Source organism: Chryseobacterium vaccae, from assembly GCF_009602705.1.
GTDB lineage: Bacteria > Bacteroidota > Bacteroidia > Flavobacteriales > Weeksellaceae > Chryseobacterium > Chryseobacterium vaccae.
Genome location: NZ_VSWH01000001.1, coordinates 4309783 through 4328618, shown reverse-complemented (window position 1 = coordinate 4328618; position 18836 = coordinate 4309783). Strand labels below are relative to the sequence as shown.

General features: G+C 36.9%; 17 protein-coding genes and 4 tRNA genes. 6 read left to right on the top strand and 15 right to left on the bottom strand.

Annotated elements, in window-relative coordinates:
• Window positions 1-2 precede the first annotated feature (2 nt).
• Entirely contained in the window at window positions 3-773 is a 771-nt protein-coding gene (locus FW768_RS19825; RefSeq protein ID WP_153398356.1) for a glycogen/starch synthase, read from the bottom strand.
• 170 nt (window positions 774-943) lie between these two features.
• Here FW768_RS19825 and panC point away from each other — a divergent pair, with 170 nt between their 5' ends.
• Window positions 944-1792: a pantoate--beta-alanine ligase gene (panC, locus tag FW768_RS19820; protein ID WP_153398354.1), complete on the top strand. Its 849-nt coding sequence runs from the start codon at window positions 944-946 to the stop codon at window positions 1790-1792.
• 312 nt (window positions 1793-2104) lie between these two features.
• Here the strand turns inward: panC and FW768_RS19815 are convergent.
• From FW768_RS19815 to FW768_RS19800, 4 genes are all read right to left on the bottom strand, one after another.
• Window positions 2105-2177, bottom strand: a tRNA-Lys gene (locus FW768_RS19815).
• 171 nt (window positions 2178-2348) lie between these two features.
• Window positions 2349-2421, bottom strand: a tRNA-Lys gene (locus FW768_RS19810).
• 51 nt (window positions 2422-2472) lie between these two features.
• Window positions 2473-2555: transfer RNA gene (locus FW768_RS19805), tRNA-Leu, on the bottom strand.
• Between the two features lie 37 nt (window positions 2556-2592).
• A tRNA-Lys gene (locus FW768_RS19800) sits at window positions 2593-2665 on the bottom strand.
• 116 nt (window positions 2666-2781) lie between these two features.
• Here FW768_RS19800 and FW768_RS19795 point away from each other — a divergent pair.
• Complete coding sequence (locus FW768_RS19795) at window positions 2782-3297, top strand: shikimate kinase (RefSeq protein WP_153398352.1); 516 nt, start codon at window positions 2782-2784, stop codon at window positions 3295-3297.
• A 12-nt stretch (window positions 3298-3309) separates the two neighbouring features.
• Here FW768_RS19795 and FW768_RS19790 read toward each other — a convergent pair whose 3' ends face one another.
• On the bottom strand, window positions 3310-3747 hold the full coding sequence (locus FW768_RS19790) for an RNA-binding S4 domain-containing protein (protein ID WP_153398350.1): 438 nt from the start codon (window positions 3745-3747) through the stop codon (window positions 3310-3312).
• 55 nt (window positions 3748-3802) lie between these two features.
• Here FW768_RS19790 and FW768_RS19785 point away from each other — a divergent pair, with 55 nt between their 5' ends.
• Window positions 3803-4558 carry a hypothetical protein gene (locus FW768_RS19785; RefSeq protein ID WP_153398348.1) on the top strand — a complete coding sequence of 252 codons (756 nt, stop codon included), beginning with the start codon at window positions 3803-3805 and terminating at the stop codon, window positions 4556-4558.
• 275 nt (window positions 4559-4833) lie between these two features.
• On the opposite strand, the gene FW768_RS19780 is transcribed toward FW768_RS19785, so the two are convergent.
• The 7 genes from FW768_RS19780 to FW768_RS19750 all read right to left on the bottom strand — a co-directional run bounded on the left by FW768_RS19780 (window position 4834) and on the right by FW768_RS19750 (window position 13653).
• Window positions 4834-6351, bottom strand: a complete 1518-nt coding sequence (locus FW768_RS19780) for an FMN-binding glutamate synthase family protein (protein ID WP_153398346.1) — start codon at window positions 6349-6351, stop codon at window positions 4834-4836.
• Window positions 6352-6404: 53 nt separating this feature from the next.
• Entirely contained in the window at window positions 6405-7751 is a 1347-nt protein-coding gene (gene mtaB, locus FW768_RS19775) for a tRNA (N(6)-L-threonylcarbamoyladenosine(37)-C(2))-methylthiotransferase MtaB (RefSeq protein ID WP_153398344.1), read from the bottom strand.
• A 431-nt stretch (window positions 7752-8182) separates the two neighbouring features.
• Complete coding sequence (locus FW768_RS23570; RefSeq protein ID WP_185152013.1) at window positions 8183-8467, bottom strand: hypothetical protein; 285 nt, start codon at window positions 8465-8467, stop codon at window positions 8183-8185.
• Entirely contained in the window at window positions 8454-8993 is a 540-nt protein-coding gene (locus FW768_RS19765) for a DUF1572 family protein (protein ID WP_153398342.1), read from the bottom strand. Before FW768_RS19765 ends, FW768_RS23570 begins: the two co-directional genes overlap by 14 nt.
• 103 nt (window positions 8994-9096) lie before the next feature.
• Window positions 9097-10425: a T9SS type A sorting domain-containing protein gene (locus FW768_RS19760; protein WP_153398340.1), complete on the bottom strand. Its 1329-nt coding sequence runs from the start codon at window positions 10423-10425 to the stop codon at window positions 9097-9099.
• Between the two features lie 168 nt (window positions 10426-10593).
• The gene (locus tag FW768_RS19755) at window positions 10594-12693 is read right to left on the bottom strand and encodes a T9SS type B sorting domain-containing protein (RefSeq protein ID WP_153398338.1); all 2100 of its coding nucleotides are present in this window, start codon (window positions 12691-12693) and stop codon (window positions 10594-10596) included.
• 162 nt (window positions 12694-12855) lie between these two features.
• Complete coding sequence (locus FW768_RS19750) at window positions 12856-13653, bottom strand: hypothetical protein (RefSeq protein ID WP_153398336.1); 798 nt, start codon at window positions 13651-13653, stop codon at window positions 12856-12858.
• Window positions 13654-13854: 201 nt separating this feature from the next.
• On the opposite strand from FW768_RS19750, the gene glgP reads away from it, so the two are divergent.
• Window positions 13855-15522 (top strand): alpha-glucan family phosphorylase, encoded by a 1668-nt coding sequence (gene glgP, locus FW768_RS19745; RefSeq protein WP_153398334.1) that lies wholly within the window; start codon window positions 13855-13857, stop codon window positions 15520-15522.
• Between the two features lie 68 nt (window positions 15523-15590).
• Here the strand turns inward: glgP and FW768_RS19740 are convergent, their stop codons facing one another.
• On the bottom strand, window positions 15591-15776 hold the full coding sequence (locus FW768_RS19740; protein ID WP_153398331.1) for a DUF6496 domain-containing protein: 186 nt from the start codon (window positions 15774-15776) through the stop codon (window positions 15591-15593).
• Between the two features lie 12 nt (window positions 15777-15788).
• Entirely contained in the window at window positions 15789-16262 is a 474-nt protein-coding gene (locus tag FW768_RS19735; RefSeq protein WP_153398329.1) for a hypothetical protein, read from the bottom strand.
• A 133-nt stretch (window positions 16263-16395) separates the two neighbouring features.
• Between FW768_RS19735 and FW768_RS19730 the strand changes: the two genes are divergently transcribed.
• Together FW768_RS19730 and FW768_RS19725 are read left to right on the top strand one after the other, a co-directional pair.
• On the top strand, window positions 16396-16611 hold the full coding sequence (locus FW768_RS19730) for a bacteriocin-like protein (protein ID WP_153398327.1): 216 nt from the start codon (window positions 16396-16398) through the stop codon (window positions 16609-16611).
• 88 nt (window positions 16612-16699) lie between these two features.
• Entirely contained in the window at window positions 16700-18829 is a 2130-nt protein-coding gene (locus FW768_RS19725) for a S9 family peptidase (protein ID WP_153398325.1), read from the top strand.
• The last annotated feature ends 7 nt before the right edge of the window (window positions 18830-18836 follow it).

The window sequence follows — 18836 nt, the reverse complement described above, 5'->3', positions numbered from 1 at the left end:
TTTTAATAAAGTTGGTTTATAGAATCTACGTCTACGTATTCTGATTTTGGAGTTGTTGTTTCATTAAAACCTTGATCAAGATCTTCATCAAGAAACTCATCTCCTTTCACTACCATATTTACATAGTTCATACTTTCGATAACAAAGCTTTTTATCGTTGGGTTATCTAACGCTTTTAGCCCGGAAATATTATCGAATGTCAGTTTTTCAGCGATATTCTTATCCAAAGCGGCATCTTTCTCATTGTACAAGGAAAGCACAATTTTGGCGTCTTTAAAATAAGTATCGGATTCGTAATAGGTTTTAAGATAAATTGGAACAAAAGAAGACATCCATCCGTTCAGATGAATTACATCCGGAACCCAGTTCAGTTTCTTAATGGTTTCAATAACTCCTCTGGCAAAGAAAATAGCTCTTTCGTCATTATCCTCAAAGGGAGTCCCTTCATCATCGAAATAATATTGTTTTCTTTTGAAGTATTCTTCATTATCGATAAAGTAGACCTGAAGTCTTTCTCCCGGAAGAGATGCTACTTTAATAATTAAGGGCTGATCCAGGTCATTGATAATAATATTCATTCCTGAAAGGCGGATCACCTCATGAAGTTGGAATTTCCTCTCACTTATTTGTCCAAATCTTGGCATAAAAACTCTTACATCATTGCCTTCATTGTGCATCTTAAGTGCCATTTTATTAACCACTGCAGCCATATTTGTATCTTCCTGATATGGATACATCTCTGTAGTAATGTACAGTATTTTTTGATTCGGCATAAACTTCTATCTATTTTTTGTAAAAATGCTTTAATGTGCAAAATTACAAAAAAACATCCAACATTATTTTAATTAACATTTTTTTACGATAATTCCCTTTTCCAAATTATTAAAAACACATATTATTTTGTGATATTTTTAGTATTTTTGAAATAGTATTAAAATAAACTATGGAAGTTATAAAGAACAGGAAAACCCTTCAGGATTTCATTGAAAGACAGAAAGAAATGGGAAAACGGATAGGCTTCGCCCCTACTATGGGAGCGCTTCATAAAGGCCATCTTTCCTTATATGAAGAAGCCAGAAAAGAAAATGACCTGGTTGTTTCTTCAATTTTTGTAAATCCCACTCAATTTAACAATGCTGAAGATCTTGAAAAATATCCAAGAGACGTTAATAGGGATATTTTAATTCTGGAAAACTCCGGGCTGGTAGATGCAGTGTACATTCCGGAAGTTACGGATATTTATCCTGAGAAAACAGAAAGTCTTCATTATGATTTTGATGGACTGGAAAATGAAATGGAAGGAAAATCAAGACCGGGACATTTTGACGGTGTAGGAACTGTAGTAGAAGAATTATTCAGACAGGTAAAGCCTGATACTGCTTATTTTGGGGAAAAAGATTTCCAGCAGCTGGCCATTATCAAAAAAATGGTTGAGAAAAAACAGCTTCCTGTAAAAATAAAAGGCGTTCCCATTTACAGAGCAGAGAACGGACTGGCATTAAGTTCAAGAAACCAAAGACTCCATGAAGACAGAAAAGAAGTCTCCAAAATCATTTATGAAACGTTAAAGAAAGTAAATGACTGGTTCCGGACTGTTACTATTCCTGAAATTAAAGAAAGGGTAACCGATATTTTCGACCGCCAGCAGGGAATGAAGCTCGAATATTTTCTAATTGCAGATGAAGACACCCTAAAAGAAACTGACTTTTTTTATAAAGACAGAAATTTCAGAGCATTTATCGTAGTTGTTGTAGACGGTGTAAGATTGATTGACAACATGCATCTGGATTAATTTCATTTAAATTTTAAAAAGAAAACACTGATAAAAGCAGCTCTGATCATTACTTTGTGATCAGAGTTTTTTTATTCTGAAAAAAAGATAGCCTACGTTTTATAAGATAAACAGGGAGTGCTTCGCTTATTTTGAAATACAATGACTTTGTATTACTTTATTGAGTTTACATCTTACTCCACAACTTTCATCCGTGATTCTTTGCACTTCCAAGGAGCAGCAATAAAAAATCAAAGGCCTCCTGAGGGAGACCTTTGAAACACCAAATCACAAAATATTAATATGAAAAAAATTTACTTTTCAGTAAACTTGTGACCCGGCTGGGATTCGAACCCAGGACCCATACATTAAAAGTGTATTGCTCTACCAGCTGAGCTACCGAGTCGGTCACTTAACAACTCTATTTTACAATATTCTTGTTTTACAGAATTGCAAAGATATATATATTTTTTGGAACCTGCAAGAGGTTTAGAAAAATCAAAGGTCTCAGGGAGACCTTTGAAACACCAAATCACAAAATATTAATATGAAAAAAATTTACTTTTCAGTAAACTTGTGACCCGGCTGGGATTCGAACCCAGGACCCATACATTAAAAGTGTATTGCTCTACCAGCTGAGCTACCGAGTCGGCCACAATTAAATGAATTACATTTCAATTAATTATTAAAAATCGTTGCAGTGCCTGCGACTGGACTCGAACCAGCACATCCTTAGGAAACCACCCCCTCAAGATGGCGTGTCTACCAATTTCACCACGCAGGCCATAAAATTACAAAAATCTAGTAATCTATTTCGCTTGTGACCCGGCTGGGATTCGAACCCAGGACCCATACATTAAAAGTGTATTGCTCTACCAGCTGAGCTACCGAGTCGGCCACTTGTTTTAACAAGTTTTCATTTAAGTAATGTCCCTTGTTTTAAGTGGTGCAAAGATATGGGTTTTTTCGTTATCTCAAAACTTTTTTGCAAATTTGTTTAAAAAAAATTCATGATAATTTCACTGATCGGATACATGGGTTGTGGCAAATCTCACGTTTCCAAAATATTAAGCGAAAAAATAAATTTTAGATTAATTGACCTCGATAAAGAGATTTCCAGACGAAATAAATTAACCATTCCAGAAATTTTTGAAAAAAAAGGAGAAATCTATTTTAGAAAGCTGGAAAGAGAGGCCTTGGAAGAGATTTTAGCGACTGAAGAAAATGTGGTTTTAAGCCTGGGCGGAGGAACCCCTGTGTATTATAATAACATGGAGATCATCAACCATAATTCTAAAAGTATATTTTTAAAAGCTTCTGTTGCCACTTTATCAGAAAGACTCTCGAAACAAAAAGAAAAAAGGCCATTAATAGCCAATATTTCTGATGAAGATCTTCCCGAATTCATCGCTAAACATTTATTTGAAAGAAATGTATTTTACAGCAAGGCCCAGTTTAGCGTTGTTACAGACTCCCGGGCCCCTGAAGATATCGTTAATGAAATAACAGAAAAGCTCTATCTCTAGAGCTTTTTATTTTTAATCTTCGTTTTCGGTATCATCACCTGTTTCACCAAAAAAGTCATCCCAGTCTGTAAAATCGGCATCAATATCATTTCCGACATAATCATCCATATCTCTTCTGTCTTTTTTAGTAGGCCTCCCTTCTCCTTTGTTCCTGTAATAATCCTGTGACATTTTACGCATCTTCAGCAGTTCATATTGTTCTTTATCCGTTACATCCTGTATATGAAGCGGAACCAACTTGGCCCCAATTCTGCTTTTGGGAATCTGAAGAACCTTGATTTTATAATCAATCTGATTCTTCCTGATCTTGATTACATCGCCCTCTTTTACCTCTTTTGATGATTTTACAGCAGACGTTCCCATCGAAACCCTGTTCTTTTTAATTTCCTCTGATGCAATACTTCTCGTCTTATAAAAACGAATACTCCATAAAAATTTATCTATTCTCATAATTTTTTATACTTTTGCCGGTATATTATCTGTAAAGTAATTAAAGTTTTTTGAAATGAAAAAAATATTTTTATATATCCTCGCGGGGTCTTTGTGTTTTACTGCATGTAAAAAGGATGATGAAGTTGATGGTTATCAGGAGCCTGAAGATATCAATGTACAGAATACCTATGATGATCAGGCCATTCAAAAATTTATGACCGAAAATTATCTGGATGCCCAGGGAAATATAAAAGCTTTCAGCAGTACTGATCCTTCTGATGACAACGAAAAAAAACTGAGCGAGCTGCCTAAAGAAACCTTACCTTCAGGTACGATATACATTACAAGACCGGGAGCCCAGCCGGATGACGTAGATCCAACTGCCGGAAAAGCCATCGGTGAAAAAGACATCATAAGAATCATGATGAGTGCTAAGACCTATCTTGCTATCAATACTGACGGAAATTCAGTTTTTTCTTCTGTGACAACCTTTTTAGGTTACAGTCCTGTTGACGGAAGCGGTATTCCTTTAGTAGATCCTAAAATCTATTATATTTCTCCTTCTGACCCATTAATTACAGGGGCTGCAACTACTGCTGCTGCACAGCAAAGTTATTATATGATAGAAGGTTTTGGAGAGGCTTTAAGAAAATTTAAAGCTTTTGATAAGGCTGACGAATCACCTTATAACCTTCAGGGAGTAATTATTGTACCATCAAGAGCTGCTTTTGCAAGGGATGCCCACTATAATTACAGCGGATATTCTTTCAGAAACAGAACATTCGTTTTCAATTTCCAGGTGTATAAAACAACTGCGAGACCGCAATAATAAAGCATAGTACAAAAAATAAAACCGTAATCTTTCGATTACGGTTTTTTGTTATTTAACCTCAGTTCGGGATAAGAATATCTGATGGATGCAGGTTTGAAGCTGGATGATGAAAGAGGGAAGTTATAAAGTCATTAAGAACAAATATTGATCTGTTTTTATTTAATTTGATTTTCTGGTGGCTTTCAATACGTATAACTAAAAGTAACTTCAAGCCTCCTTCTTCCATCTTCCAATCTTTTACATTTAAACTCCTTAACCCGAACTCAGGTTATTTAAGATCTTGCTTTCTGTTTTACATTTCCCAAAATATCAGGGAAGTAAAGATCTGCCAGATGATCAAACTCGTCTCCTCTCATAAACATGGTTGCATCCACTTCTTCATAAGAACTTCTTCCTGCCGCAGCAATCAGTTCATTACACGTGTGAAGCGTATTTTTATGGAAGTGGTATACTCTTTCACTTTTATCCGTTACATCAAGCCCTTTAATCAGCATTTTATCTTGCGTGGCAACACCTGTCGGGCAGTTATTGGAATTACATCTTAAAGCCTGGATACATCCTAAAGAGAACATGAAACCTCTTGCGTTATTACACATATCCGCTCCCATAGCCACAGCTCTTAAAATATCAAGACTCGTCAGTACTTTTCCACTGGCAATTACCCTTACTTTATTTCTTACATTGTAATTATTAAGGGTTCTGTTAACGAAAATCAATGCGGGTTCCAGAGGCATTCCTACTCCGTCTGAGAACTCAGGCGGTGCTGCTCCTGTACCTCCTTCAGCTCCATCAATGGTAATAAAATCAGGGTAGATCTTCAGAACATTCATCTGAACACAGATGTCTTCAAATTCTCTGGTATCTCCAATACATAATTTAAAACCTACCGGCTTACCTCCTGAAAGCTCTCTGAGATGCTGCACAAACCTCAGCAGTCCTGCCGCGTCTGAAAAAGCAGAATGAGAAGGCGGTGAAATAACAGTCATTCCTGGTGTGACGTGACGGATTTTTGCAATTTCCGGTGTATTTTTCACCCCTGGAAGTACTCCTCCATGACCTGGTTTTGCTCCCTGAGACAATTTAATTTCAATCATCTTCACATTGGGAAGTGTAGAATATTTTGTAAATAGTTCTGCATTGAATTTTCCTTCTTCATCACGGCATCCGAAATATCCGGTACCAATCTGCCAGCATAAATCTCCCCCTTCAAGATGATACGGAGAAATTCCTCCTTCTCCTGTATTGTGATAGAAATTTCCTTTTTTAGCACCTCTGTTTAAAGAAATCTGCGCTCTGTCACTTAATGCTCCAAAACTCATGGCAGAAATATTGAATAAAGATGCATGGTAAGGCTGCGTACACTGTTCTCCTCCTACCCAAACTCTTGGAAGTTCTTCGGATGGTGATTTGGCATAAATAGAATGCTTGATCCCTTCATATTTTCTATGGTTCACTTCTAACTGCGTCCCAAAAGCAACGGTATCGCTCAGATTTTTGGCACGTCTGTATACTGCAGAGCGCTGGTTTCGGGGAAATGGCTTCCCGTCTGTCTCCCTTTCGATGAAATACTGCTGCATTTCGGGTGAAATACTTTCAAAAAAGTATCTGAAGTAACCCAATACCGGGAAGTTCCTCAAAATAGCATGTTTTGACTGGTAAGCATTGTAAACACCCAATGCATAGATGGCGGACAGCAGGATCGGTATCCAGTAATGCGCTCTGATCAGTAACGCTACAATCCACGTAGCGGTTACTAATACAATTCCCCAAGATAAAAACTTATCTCTCATGAATGTAGTATTTTAAAGTTAAAAATAAATTTAGTGGAAATTTTGCAAAGAGACTACGCTTTTGCTAAAAAACTTTCGTAGGAAGATTGCACAGAAACCGTGCCATCTGACAGGATTTTTTCTAAATTCAAAAATTCGATTTGATTTACGGATGCCTGGTCAAAGTCTTTCTGGACTCTCACATAGTTTTCTGTGAAGCCAAACATTTTTCCGTCTTTATTTTCGTGCTCCCAAAGTACAGGAAGCGTTTTTCCAAGCTGGGTCTGGTAAAATGCCATTTTCTTCTTTTCAGAAAGTATTCTCAGCATTTTATTTCGTTTTTTTCTTTCGGCTACAGGTACAACGCCGTCCATACCTGCCGCTTCTGTATTTTCTCTTTCAGAATAAGTAAATACGTGAAGATAGGTAATAGGAAGTTCATTCAGGAAGTTATAAGTCTCCATGAATTTTTCTTCTGTCTCTCCGGGAAAGCCTACAATAACATCTACACCAACAGCTGCATCAGGCATTACCTCACGGATCTTGCTGATTCTGTCTCTGTACAATTTAGTCAGGTAACGGCGTTTCATTTTTTTCAAAAGATCGTCGCTTCCGGATTGCAGGGGAATATGGAAATGCGGAACAAAGCTTCTGCTTTTAGAAACCAGTTCGATGCTTTCGTTTTTTAACAGATTCGGTTCAATGGAAGATATACGGATTCTTTCAATGCCTTCTACTTTATCCAGTTCCGAGATCAGATCCAGGAAAGTATGCTCATGTTTCTTATTTCCGAATTCACCTTTACCGTAATCACCAATGTTTACTCCGGTAAGAACAATTTCTTTGATATTCCTTCCTGCAATTTCTTTTGCATTTTTAAGAACATTCTCGATAGTATCTGAACGGGAAATCCCTCTAGCCAATGGAATGGTACAATAGGTACACTTGTAGTCACAGCCATCCTGAACTTTTAGAAAAGCTCTGGTTCTGTCACCGATAGAATAACTTCCGATGAAGAAATCGGTTTCTTCAATTTCGCATGAATGAACAATGCCATCGTGATCGGTTTTTTCAAGGTCATCAAGATAGCTTAAGATATTGAATTTCTCTTTAGCTCCTAAAACAAGATCTACTCCTTCAATCTGCGAAATTTCTTCAGGTTTTAATTGTGCGTAACATCCTACAATGACTACAAGCCCTTCCGGATTGGCCTTCATGGCTCTTTTCACATGAAGCTTACATTCGCGGTCTGCATTTTCAGTTACTGAACAGGTATTGATGACATAGATATCTGCTCTTTCATCAAAGCTTACCTTATCATAACCTGCATCTGTTAATTGACGGGCAATAGTAGATGTTTCCGCAAAGTTTAATTTGCAGCCCAGTGTATGAAATGCGGCAGTTCTGTGAAAAGTAGACATTTATTACTCCTGAATTTTATGGGTGCAAAGATAGTAATTTTAATAAGAATTCTAAATTGATTCGGTCTATTGTTTATATTCTTCTCTTACGTCAGGGCTGTTGAGGAAGCAGACAGAAGAAAAATTAGGATCAGGTTCGTCATATTCAGATTTTTGCAAATTTTTAATACATTCTTCCCGGATTTTCCATATTTCGTCTAAATTACAATTGATTTTTTCATCATTCAACCATTTTTGAAGAAATTTTTTATGAATTGATATTTTCTCGGAAACAATCTGGTCATATTCTATTTCTGTTTCCGATAAAACATTGTTTTTAAAGTCGTTATATTTTGATCTGGACTTTGTGAAATCGTAATATTGATCTCCAATCCTTAAATAATTATGCGCTTCGGGAATATCAGTAAGTCCGTATTTACAGAGTGTATTTTTTATAGCCGAGCATAATTTGAATCCATTTTAAAGATACCCAGCATTAGTTTTATATGATTTTCATTATTTTCCAGCGCCAGTTTTCTCAATACCGCGTGTTTTGTACTGCAGGTTCCGCCCTGATCATCAAAAACACAAAGGATATTATTTTTATCGGAATTTCTTTTATAGGAAAGTTCAGCCACCAATCTGGCCGCTGTATGGAAGTCGCGGATATTTAATTCAATACATTTTCTGGAAACAGTCCCATTTTCTCCATTAATTGTAAAATTATACATTTCCATGACCTGAACTTTTTGAAAACTTCTCTTTCATTTCATTATTAAACTCGTGAGATTTGTTTCTTGCAATGGAAAGTGTTTCCCAGTTGTCATTTTTCATCATTTTCGCAATATAAACCATCTGCCCTATATGATAAGGATAATGAGCTACCTGACGCACAAGGGCATCAAGAACAGAATGCGCCTCTCCTCTTATATAGATTTCGGAGTGTAAATTATCATCATTAATCTGATCCATAGCCTCAAAAAGACACTGCCAGCCTTTTTCCCAGTATTCCAGAACTTCCTGTTGGGTTTTAAATGTATTGATGAATTCATCATCACGGTTCCTCCAGGGTTTTTCACCGTCTTCTGTTAAAAAATTCGTCCATCTTGACAGCATATTTCCTGCAATATGCTTCACAATAACGGCAATAGAATTGCTTTCTCCGTTAGGCTGCCAAAAGATCTGTTCTTCAGAAAGCTGTCCGAAAGTTTTATCACCCAGTGATTTATAATATTCAAAACGTTTTACAAATAGATTCTTCATATTCATGATTCTTGAAAACTAAATGTACCATTTTTCACCCAAAAAAACCATCTCTTACGAAATGGTTTTATCTATCAATTTTATTTTTAAAAAGCTTGATATACTATTCTTTGATTATTTTTTCAGATGAAAATGTGCCATCCCCGAATTCTATATTGACAACATATACTCCTTTAGGAAATGAAGAAAGATCCAGTTTAGATGAATCTGCCATTAATACTATTCTGCCTGATGCATCCAGAACGGTTGAGGACTTAATCTTTTTATCTGTCTTTATATAGAGTTCCCCTTTTGTAGGATTAGGATAAATACCACCCCAGTTCAATTTTGTTTCCTGGGTACTCAGTTCTCTGAAACTTATCTTGTACATGGCCGCAAATTGAGCAGCTGAAGTCCATCCTGCCGAATAACAGTTATTTCCGGCACACCTTACATTCCAATGATAAACTCCTGGATCTATAGCTTCCCAAGAGGTTCCATTATTCATACTTTTCCAAGATCCTTTTGTTATATTATCTCCACTTCCGGCGACCAGGATATTTTTACCTGGAACATAAGCAATATCATCAATTCTAGTTGTTACAGGAATCCCTGAAGATGGGACTACTGACCATGAGGCACCACCATCATCAGTTCCATATATTTTTAAATCAGTTGGAGTACCTGATGAATAGGTTTGTGAAAAAACAATACCTTTATTTACATCACTCCAGGCCATTAAAAACCCATGAGACTGCCCTCCTTCAAATGAAGTTGGAAGCGCTGACCAATGCAGCCCTTTATCAGTTGATTTATACACTTTATAATCCCAAACACCTCCCACTACATTATAAAAGCATATAAAAATGACATTATCTATTACATAATATTTCTGGTAACCAAATGTTTCTGTCATTGGATTGGAAACGTTAGCTGCCGGTATCTGTGACCAGCTGTCACCACCATTTTGAGTGGTAAATATATCATAAACCGATGCCCGAGATCCGATAGCTAAACCGTTATTAGCATCAAAAAAATGAACAGCAATTCCACTTGATGGCAGCGTAAACTGCTTTGTCCAGCTTGATCCTCCATTGGTTGTTTTCCATACTTCACCAAGAGTAGAAGTACTGGTAGGGCTTGTAGATCCATTGGGACTCATGACCCAGGCAGTTGTTTCATTAACTCCCGAAATATTTAGAATGTTGTATAATCTGGTATTGTTACCTATATTAAAGATTCCCGGAGTCCAGCTGGTTCCTCCATTTGAAGTTCTGGTAAAAACACCCCCGGTTCCAGAGTTGGCACATGCCCAAACGCTGTTTGCATCATACACATGCATCGATGTCTGTCCTGCACCGCCGGATCCGGCATTCTGTAAAGTCCATGTTTGAGAAAATGCAGGGATTCCTATGATTAAGCCCAGCAAAGTTGTAAAAATTCTGTTCTTCATTGATTTAATTTGTGATATTGTACGGATCTGCCCTGCAGCTCTTGTCTACAGTATCCATACTCATTGTTTTCAATAGTTTTAGTTTTTTAGCTGGCTTAAAATCGCCATAATAAAAGAGTCCCCAATATTACTGATATTATGGAGACTCTTTAAATTTTTTAATCGTATTTATTCCCTGTTTTTCACAACGATCCATCCTGAATACTTGATTGGCGTACTCATTTTGTCGTTTTCATTCCAGGTTACAGAGTACCAGTAGTTACCTGTCGGTACTTTTCCGATACCATTCACACTTCCGTCCCATTTGTAACCGTTCTGTTTGCTTCCTTCATGAATCTTAATTCCATATCGGTCAAAAATACTGAATACCAGATTCTTTTTATTAGCCAATGCAGAATAATCAATCACATCATTAATACCATCTCCGTTTGGAGTAATTACATTGACCAGATTAGGGACTACCACTCCAACTTCCATTGGGGAGCAGTTATAGGAATCTTTTACGTAGACTTTATGATCACCTCTTGAAAGATTAGTGAAAATATTAGAATCCTGCCAATTGATATTGTCCATTGAATATTGATATGGCGGCGTACCTCCTATCGCAAATATGGTAATGGTATTGCTTGAAATATCAACCCCGGTGATTACCGGCTGCTCAGACGCATATACTTTCACATTCTGCTTCACCACACAACCTCCTGAAGTAAGTTTAACCCAATATGTACCCACTCCTACATTACTAATAGTCTGGGTAATAGCTCCTGTACTCCATTGATAGTTAGTGAATCCAGGACCTGCATCCAAGGTAGTCTTATCAGCCACACAAATAATCTTGTCCTGAAGAACATTGGAATAGACAGGGGCGATCACAATCAGGGTAATCTTAGCAACATTATAGCAGCCTTGCGCATTGAAAACTCTTACATAAGCCACTCCGGTAGGTGCTATATATGCCGTTGGAGTAAGAATCTCGTTGGTCTGATTTATTGCATCTGTTAATGAAGGATAATATTTTTTGATAGCCCCCGCTTGCGTTGTTACCGTAGGCCCTGTAAGATTAAATGATCCTGTAGAAGGATTGTTTTCCAAGGAGCATGTTCTTATTTCGGCATTCTGTACTGCAGGTACAGGATAGAATTTCAGGAAGATCTGAGCCACAGAAGTACATCCGAAAGGTGAAGTGACTTTCACATAAATGGTACCTTCTGCAGAAGTAAATGTCATAGGATTGGTAATTTCTCCAACTCCCGCATTAAGATCAGAAAGGCTGTGATAATATTTTTTGGTAACATTAGGATCTCCAATGATATCGGCACTTGTAAGATCATACACTGCAGTACCTGCATTATTATTGTTGCATTGGGTTAATGTAGCATTTCTTGTCGTGATTTTTCCATCCCGGAATTTAAATAATCCAACCTGCTTACATTTATTAAGCGGACTATTAGGGTTGGTTGGGTCCGTATAACTAATACTGTAATAATAAGTAGGGCCTACTGTTACGGAAGTAGGACCCGTAATAGGATTGGTTCCCGTTAAAGCTGAATTCTGGCTTGTATGATAACTAACAGAAAAGTTTGGATTTCCATTGATGATTCCCGCAGATAAAGTGGTAAAATCAAATATAGCAGGATTAGAACAAATCACCACCTCTCTTGGGTCCGCAGGGTTAGCAGCAGGTACTCCCGGAGGAGTAAACGGAAACGGCTGGATAGTAGGATCTGTAAATGGTGATGCCAACGTTGCAGTTCCGCCCCAAGTTAAAGAGAACGGAGCCATTGTTGGATTTGTAGCACTCACCCAGTTATCCAGATACAAATAATAGGTTTGCCCCGGAAGAACATCCAGATATTTACAGTAAGGAGTTGGTGAGCCTCCGGGGGCACTAATGATTGTACTCGTCATATTTAATCCCGTATCTGCTCCAACTCCGACAACAGTGGCTGCATTACAGCGAATTGGTGTTCCCAGATTGGAACAGTTTACATTCGGACCATAAATTGCCCAGTCATAATCTGCATCCTGATCATTCGGAACCAGATTAAAAGTAAGGGTTCCGCCTGTAGCAATGGTAATTTTATACCATATGGAGTTGTGTTCCCCCTCTGTCAGACAGCCTCTTAAGTTTTCATTGACATTCCCAATCCCTGAAGGACTGTAGGTAATACTAGAATTTCCACAAACCGCCAGTGCAGACGTACAGTCTGCCTGTGAGAAAAGAAATTGCGAAAGTGAAAGAAAAATAAAAAGTAAAAGTTTCTTCATAGATACATAGTTTTTTGTTAAAAATAAATCACCAAGCATATGATATACAAGGTAATACCAAATATACTCATAATTTAATTATAAACAACAAAAACGATAAAATTTTGAATTATTTTAATTAAATTAAAGCATTAACAAAAAATTACACACCTGAAAAGTAAATTATTTTATGCTTGTAATATTTCCGCAAAGATTTTCAAGATGAAAAATTTTATGAAAGGGGCTTTTTACCTCCTGCAGATGTTCTTTATCCTGAATAAAAGTATATCGTGAAGCAATAGAGTTCATATCAGAGACGATAACCAGCCAGCATTCATCTACCGAGGTATCATAATAGGGAAATTTTTCATTTTTCTTTTCAATGAGTTCCAGAATTTTATCAGAACAGAGTTCATCAAAAAGGTTCATACTGTATTCGTGAGTGATAAAAACATTTCTCCTGTGAAAAGATTTTCTCAGACTTTTTACACAGCCTACCGCTTTATTTCTTTTGATGCTTTTACAAATATTAAGGATATTTTCCTGCTGTTCTTCGGGATTATCAAGCTTTAAATGAGGGTGAAATTCTAAAAAATAAACACCACGATATTTCGTAGTGTCTTCCTGTTCTAATAATATTTCTGCCTGACGGAACATTTTGTTCAAAGTGCTTTCTGCTTTTTTCATTTCCAGATGATTAATGACTTCAGTGAGTTCTATTCCGATTTTTTTGTCATTGAGTTTGGCGATAAAGTCAGGACTCTCGCAGGTAAGGTTTTCAAATTTTACTTCGGGAAAATGGTGCATGAAAGAATTGAGAAGCAGAATCTCAGATTTCTTCCTATATTTTTCGCGGTCATGAAGAAGAGATTCATCTATAGTACGGTGATACTTTTCTATCGGCTTTTTTTTCAAATGTCGGTTCAGGTAATACAGGCTAAGATTCTTAGTCAGATCTTCATCAGAAAATGTCTTTTTCATGTGCATTTTTTTATAGGTCTGAAGAATACATGCGTTATCCGCTTTCACTATTAGAACTTTTTGAAAATCAAAAAATTATACATTAAAGGTAAGTAAAAAAACTATTCATCGGATACTTTTAAATTAATTTATCAAATAATTAATATAAAGTTTATTTTCATAATTAATACCTTTGCCCCTTCTAATACAAAACCGTAATTTATGGATTTTAGAAATTTTAAAATACCTTACAGCATCAATCCACAATATTCTAAAAAAACCGCCTATTTTTCGATGGAATTTGCCATTGACCAGGTTTTAAAAATATATTCGGGAGGGCTGGGATTCCTGGCAGGTTCTCATATGAGAAGTGCATACAATCTTAAGCAGGACCTTATCGGAATCGGAATTCTATGGAAATTCGGTTATTATGATCAGGCAAGAAACCATGACCAGACCCTTCAGCCGGTATGGACCAGAAAAATGTACAGCTTCCTGGAAGATACCGGAATAAAGTTCCAGATCGAAATTCACAGTGCACCGGTTTGGGTAAAGGTATGGTATCTGGATCCTGAAATATTCAATACGGCACCTATGTTTTTCCTTTCAACAGATGTTCCTGAAAATGATCATGTTTCTAAAACCATCTGTCATAAATTGTATGATGCCAACGAATCTACCAAACTTGCTCAGTATATTTTATTAGGAAAAGGAGGAGCTAAACTTTTGGATGAGATGAATATTCAAAGAGATGTTTACCATCTTAATGAAGCACATGGACTTCCCGCAGCATTCTACCTTCTGAAAAAATACAATGGAGATCTGAACAAAGTAAAAGAAAAGCTGGTATTCACTACCCATACCCCGGAAGAGGCAGGAAACGAAAAGCATAATCTTAAATTATGTTATGACATGTCTTATTTCTCCGGATTCAGCATGGAGGATATAAAAAACATTGAAGGAGGTGATGACGACCGCTTCAACCATTCATTGTGCGCCCTGAAAATGGCAAGAATTGCTAATGGAGTTTCTCAATTGCATGGTGTAGTTTCCAGAGCTATGTGGAGCAAATATCCGGGCATCTGCGAGATCAAATCTATTACCAATGCACAGGAGTTCAAATACTGGGCAGACAAGCCACTTTACAATGCCAAGGATGAAAATGACGAAACCGTTTTCGATTACCGCAAAAAGCATTTAAAAAGCAGACTTTTCAAAATAGTAGCAGACCAGACCGGAAACCTGTTCAATCCGAATGTTTTCACTATTGTATGGGCGAGAAGATTTGCAGGCTACAAAAGGGCAGATCTTCTTCTTCATGATAAAGACCGATTCTACAGACTTCTGAACAACCCCAAATATCCGGTACAGATCATCTGGGCAGGAAAACCTTATCCAATGGACTATACAGCCATTTCCACGTTCAATTCACTGGTGGAAGAAAGTAAAAACCATAAAAATATGGCTGTTCTTACCGGATATGAGCTTTCTTTGAGTAAATCTCTGAAGCAGGGATCTGATCTATGGCTGAATAATCCAAGAGTTCCAAGAGAAGCTTCAGGAACATCCGGAATGACCGCTGCTATGAACGGATCTGTCAATCTATCAACTGATGATGGATGGATTCCGGAATTTGCTCAATCAGGTGAAAATTCTTTCGTTGTGCCTAAAGCAGATTATCTGAATATGAGTATTTACGAACAGGACAACTATGATCTGAACAAACTCTATGAAATTCTTGAAAATGAAATTCTTCCAACCTATTACGATCATCCGGAGCAGTGGAGGAAAATCCAGTATAATGCGATGAATGATGTAAAAGATCAATTCAACAGCGACAGGATGGCAGATGAATATTACAGATTCCTTTATAATGAACAAAACAGCTAACAGCAAGACAGCAGATAATTAGCTCAATAAAAAACCGTGTGAGATGTTCACACGGTTTTTTATTGAAATTAATCTTTTTTCTTCTTAGGCACTTTCAGCCCTTTTTCTTTGGCCTCAGAGATACCAATAGCTATAGCCTGCTTTCTACTGGTTACCTTTTTTCCGGAAGAAGATTTTAGCTTTCCTTCCTTGTATTCGTGCATTACCTCTCCTATTTTGTCCTGAGCTTTTTCTGAATATTTTGTCTTGCTCATGATAAGATTTTTTTAAGATTTTGGCAGGGATACCCCTAATTCGTAAACTTTAGCGTGTTTAAGATATTTACAGCGTTCTCTTGAAGTTACCGATTCAAAATGATCATTTTTAAGAACAATAATCGGGTCTTCTGAATTTTCAATTTCAAAACTGGCAAAGTACCTTTCATCGGGACTTGTTTTATCATTTCTTGCCTTTATTTTCTGCAGCTCATCGGCATATTTTCTGAATCCGGGATCTGAAGAATGGATAAATTTATATTCATCACCTGCATACACATAGTAATGAAGCTGTTTTTCAATCAGTCCCGCTTCACTGGTAATCTGAGGATTATCATTTCCATCTTTAAAACTTACTTCAACTAAAGTACCGCCTTTTTTATGGGCACATTCTTCAGCATCTTTAAAACTTGAAAAACCAGTATACACAATCTGGTCGTTCAAAACATACCGATTCAGTTTCTGGTTGTATGCATTTGTTTCCATAATTATTATTTTAAATTGATTGATATTATTATACATTCAATTTTTCTGCCAAAACTATTTTCTCAATAAAATTCACCAACTAATGATATTTTTAATTACTTTAGAATTTCAATCAAAAAAACAAAATAGCATTATGAAAAATTCAAGAAAAATCACGAGAGACCAGTTAAAAGAAATACAGGGAGGAGGCTTACCCGGAATGAGAAGATGTCTGGATCCGGAAACCTGCCAGTACAGACTCGGTTTTATCGGAGGTGATCTGGAAACACCATGCAACCTGCTCTACCCTATTTGTGCTCCCAGAGAGTATTACCCACCGGTGATAGAAGGACCTATTATTGAAGGATAGCTGATAAAACCGGGAACTTATCCCGGTTTTTTGTTTTATATGGTTATATACGTAAGAATTATTAAATTTGGAATCATTAAAATTAGAAATGAAAAAATTCTTACTCACACTTACAATTGCTGCTGTATTCCAGAATGTATCGGCGCAGGAAATTACTTTAGATAAAATATACTCAGGATATTACCGTGGTAAAGGTATTGCCGGAATTACATCCATGAAAAACGGTGAGAATTACCTGGTGATTGAATCCGGAGGAATTGCAAAATATTCTTATAAAACCTCACAGAAAGAAGGAAATCTGGTGGACGGAAGCTTTGAAAGCTATGAGTTTTCTGATGATGAATCAAAAATCCTTTTACAATTAGGAAGTCAGCCTATATACAGACATTCATTCTTAGGGAAATTTGATGTAAAGGATCTGAAATCCGGAAAAGTGATCAGTCTGAATGAAGGAAAACCCGTTCAGGAACCGAGATTTTCTCCTGATGCTTCGAAAATAGCCTTCATTGCTGATAATAATTTATTCTATCAGGATCTTAATTCAGGAAAAATCACCCAGATTACTAATGATGGTAAAAAGAACTCAATCATCAATGGTCTTGCTGACTGGGTATATGAAGAGGAATTCGGACATGCAAGGCAATATGAGTGGACGAAAAATTCTGATGCCATTGTATTTGTAAAATCAGATGAAAGCCAGGTTCCGGAAATCTATATTCCAATCTACGGCAAAAAACTATATCCGGATGAAATGCGTTATAAATACCCTAAAGCCGGAGAAAAAAATTCTATTGTTTCGGCACAGCTTTATCGTCTTGATACCGGAAATATCATACCGCTTAATTTAAGTTCGTTCAAGAATTATTACATTCCCAATGTTTTCCAGACTGCAAAACCTGATGAAATTGTTCTGATCACTTCTGAAAGAATTCAGAATGCGTCTGACATTTTAAAAGTAAATACCAAAACCGGAGCAGTTCAGAAATTATTCACTGAAACGGATGAAAAATGGATCGATACAGACAGTCCGACTTTGGAATTCCTTGAAGATGATTCTTTCCTTTGGTCTTCTGAAAGAGACGGTAACCGCCATTTATATTGGTATGATAAAGACGGAAAACTTAAAAAGCAGATCACAAAAGGAAACTGGGAAGTAACCGATTATTATGGTTTCAACCCGAAATCTAAAGAAATTTATGTTCAGACTACGGAAAAAGGCAGTATTAACAAGGTGGTTTCCAAAGTAAATATTGAAAACGGAAAATCACAGCTGATTTCCAATGCTGAAGGAAATAATTCAGCACGTTTCAGCAAAAACTATAATTATTTCATTGAAGCTTCTTCTACAGCCGGAAGACCTCACACCTTTGTTCTGAAAGACGGCAATGGTAAAGCGCTAAAAGAACTTCAGAACAACAATGATCAGCTTCAGAAGTTAAAAGCAGACAATTTTGCTGAAAAAGAATTCATCACCATTCCTAATGCTGCAGGAGACCAGATGAATGCATGGATTATAAAACCTAAGAATTTCGATCCAAATAAAAAATATCCGCTGTTTATGTTCCAATATTCCGGACCGGGATCACAACAAGTGGCCAATTCATGGGATAACGGAAATACATTATGGTTCAACCATCTTGTGCAAAAAGGGTATATCGTAGCTTGTGTAGACGGGCGCGGAACCGGATATAAAGGCGCTAAGTTCAAAAAGGTGACTTATATGAATTTGGGGAAATATGAAATTGAAGACCAGATCACAGCTGCCAAATGGTTTGGAAATCAGTCTTACATTGATAAAACGAGAATCGGAATGTTCGGATGGAGTTTCGGAGGCTATATGACCAGTCTGGCAATGACCAAAGGAGCCGATGTTTTCAAAGCAGGAATTGCTGTAGCCCCGGTTACCAACTGGAGATATTATGACTCTGTATACACGGAACGATTTATGAGAACACCTCAGGAAAATCCGGACGGATATGATAAAAATTCTCCTACAGAATATGCCAAATTGCTGAAAGGCAAATTCCTTCTGATCCACGGAACAGCCGATGATAACGTACATTTCCAGAATTCCATGGAATTATCGGAAGCATTGATCCAGAATAAAAAACAGTTTGAATTCATGGCTTATCCGGACAAAAATCACGGAATCTACGGAGGACAGACAAGACCGCAGCTGTATCAGAAAATGACGGATTTTATTTTGAATAATCTGTAAAATAAAA

Bases quoted from the DNA above. Each gene is read 5' to 3' on its own strand.
- panC (WP_153398354.1), top strand. From the start codon at position 944: ATGGAAGTTATAAAGAACAGGAAAACCCTTCAGGATTTCATTGAAAGA.
- FW768_RS19765 (WP_153398342.1), bottom strand. From the start codon at position 8,993: ATGAAGAATCTATTTGTAAAACGTTTTGAATATTATAAATCACTGGGT.
- FW768_RS19780 (WP_153398346.1), bottom strand. From the start codon at position 6,351: ATGAGAGATAAGTTTTTATCTTGGGGAATTGTATTAGTAACCGCTACG.
- FW768_RS19740 (WP_153398331.1), bottom strand. From the start codon at position 15,776: ATGAGCAAGACAAAATATTCAGAAAAAGCTCAGGACAAAATAGGAGAG.
- FW768_RS19760 (WP_153398340.1), bottom strand. From the start codon at position 10,425: ATGAAGAACAGAATTTTTACAACTTTGCTGGGCTTAATCATAGGAATC.
- FW768_RS19790 (WP_153398350.1), bottom strand. From the start codon at position 3,747: ATGAGAATAGATAAATTTTTATGGAGTATTCGTTTTTATAAGACGAGA.
- FW768_RS19755 (WP_153398338.1), bottom strand. From the start codon at position 12,693: ATGAAGAAACTTTTACTTTTTATTTTTCTTTCACTTTCGCAATTTCTT.
- FW768_RS19730 (WP_153398327.1), top strand. From the start codon at position 16,396: ATGAAAAATTCAAGAAAAATCACGAGAGACCAGTTAAAAGAAATACAG.
- mtaB (WP_153398344.1), bottom strand. From the start codon at position 7,751: ATGTCTACTTTTCACAGAACTGCCGCATTTCATACACTGGGCTGCAAA.
- FW768_RS19735 (WP_153398329.1), bottom strand. From the start codon at position 16,262: ATGGAAACAAATGCATACAACCAGAAACTGAATCGGTATGTTTTGAAC.
- FW768_RS23570 (WP_185152013.1), bottom strand. From the start codon at position 8,467: ATGGAAATGTATAATTTTACAATTAATGGAGAAAATGGGACTGTTTCC.
- glgP (WP_153398334.1), top strand. From the start codon at position 13,855: ATGGATTTTAGAAATTTTAAAATACCTTACAGCATCAATCCACAATAT.
- FW768_RS19825 (WP_153398356.1), bottom strand. From the start codon at position 773: ATGCCGAATCAAAAAATACTGTACATTACTACAGAGATGTATCCATAT.
- FW768_RS19795 (WP_153398352.1), top strand. From the start codon at position 2,782: ATGATAATTTCACTGATCGGATACATGGGTTGTGGCAAATCTCACGTT.
- FW768_RS19785 (WP_153398348.1), top strand. From the start codon at position 3,803: ATGAAAAAAATATTTTTATATATCCTCGCGGGGTCTTTGTGTTTTACT.
- FW768_RS19750 (WP_153398336.1), bottom strand. From the start codon at position 13,653: ATGAAAAAGACATTTTCTGATGAAGATCTGACTAAGAATCTTAGCCTG.
- FW768_RS19725 (WP_153398325.1), top strand. From the start codon at position 16,700: ATGAAAAAATTCTTACTCACACTTACAATTGCTGCTGTATTCCAGAAT.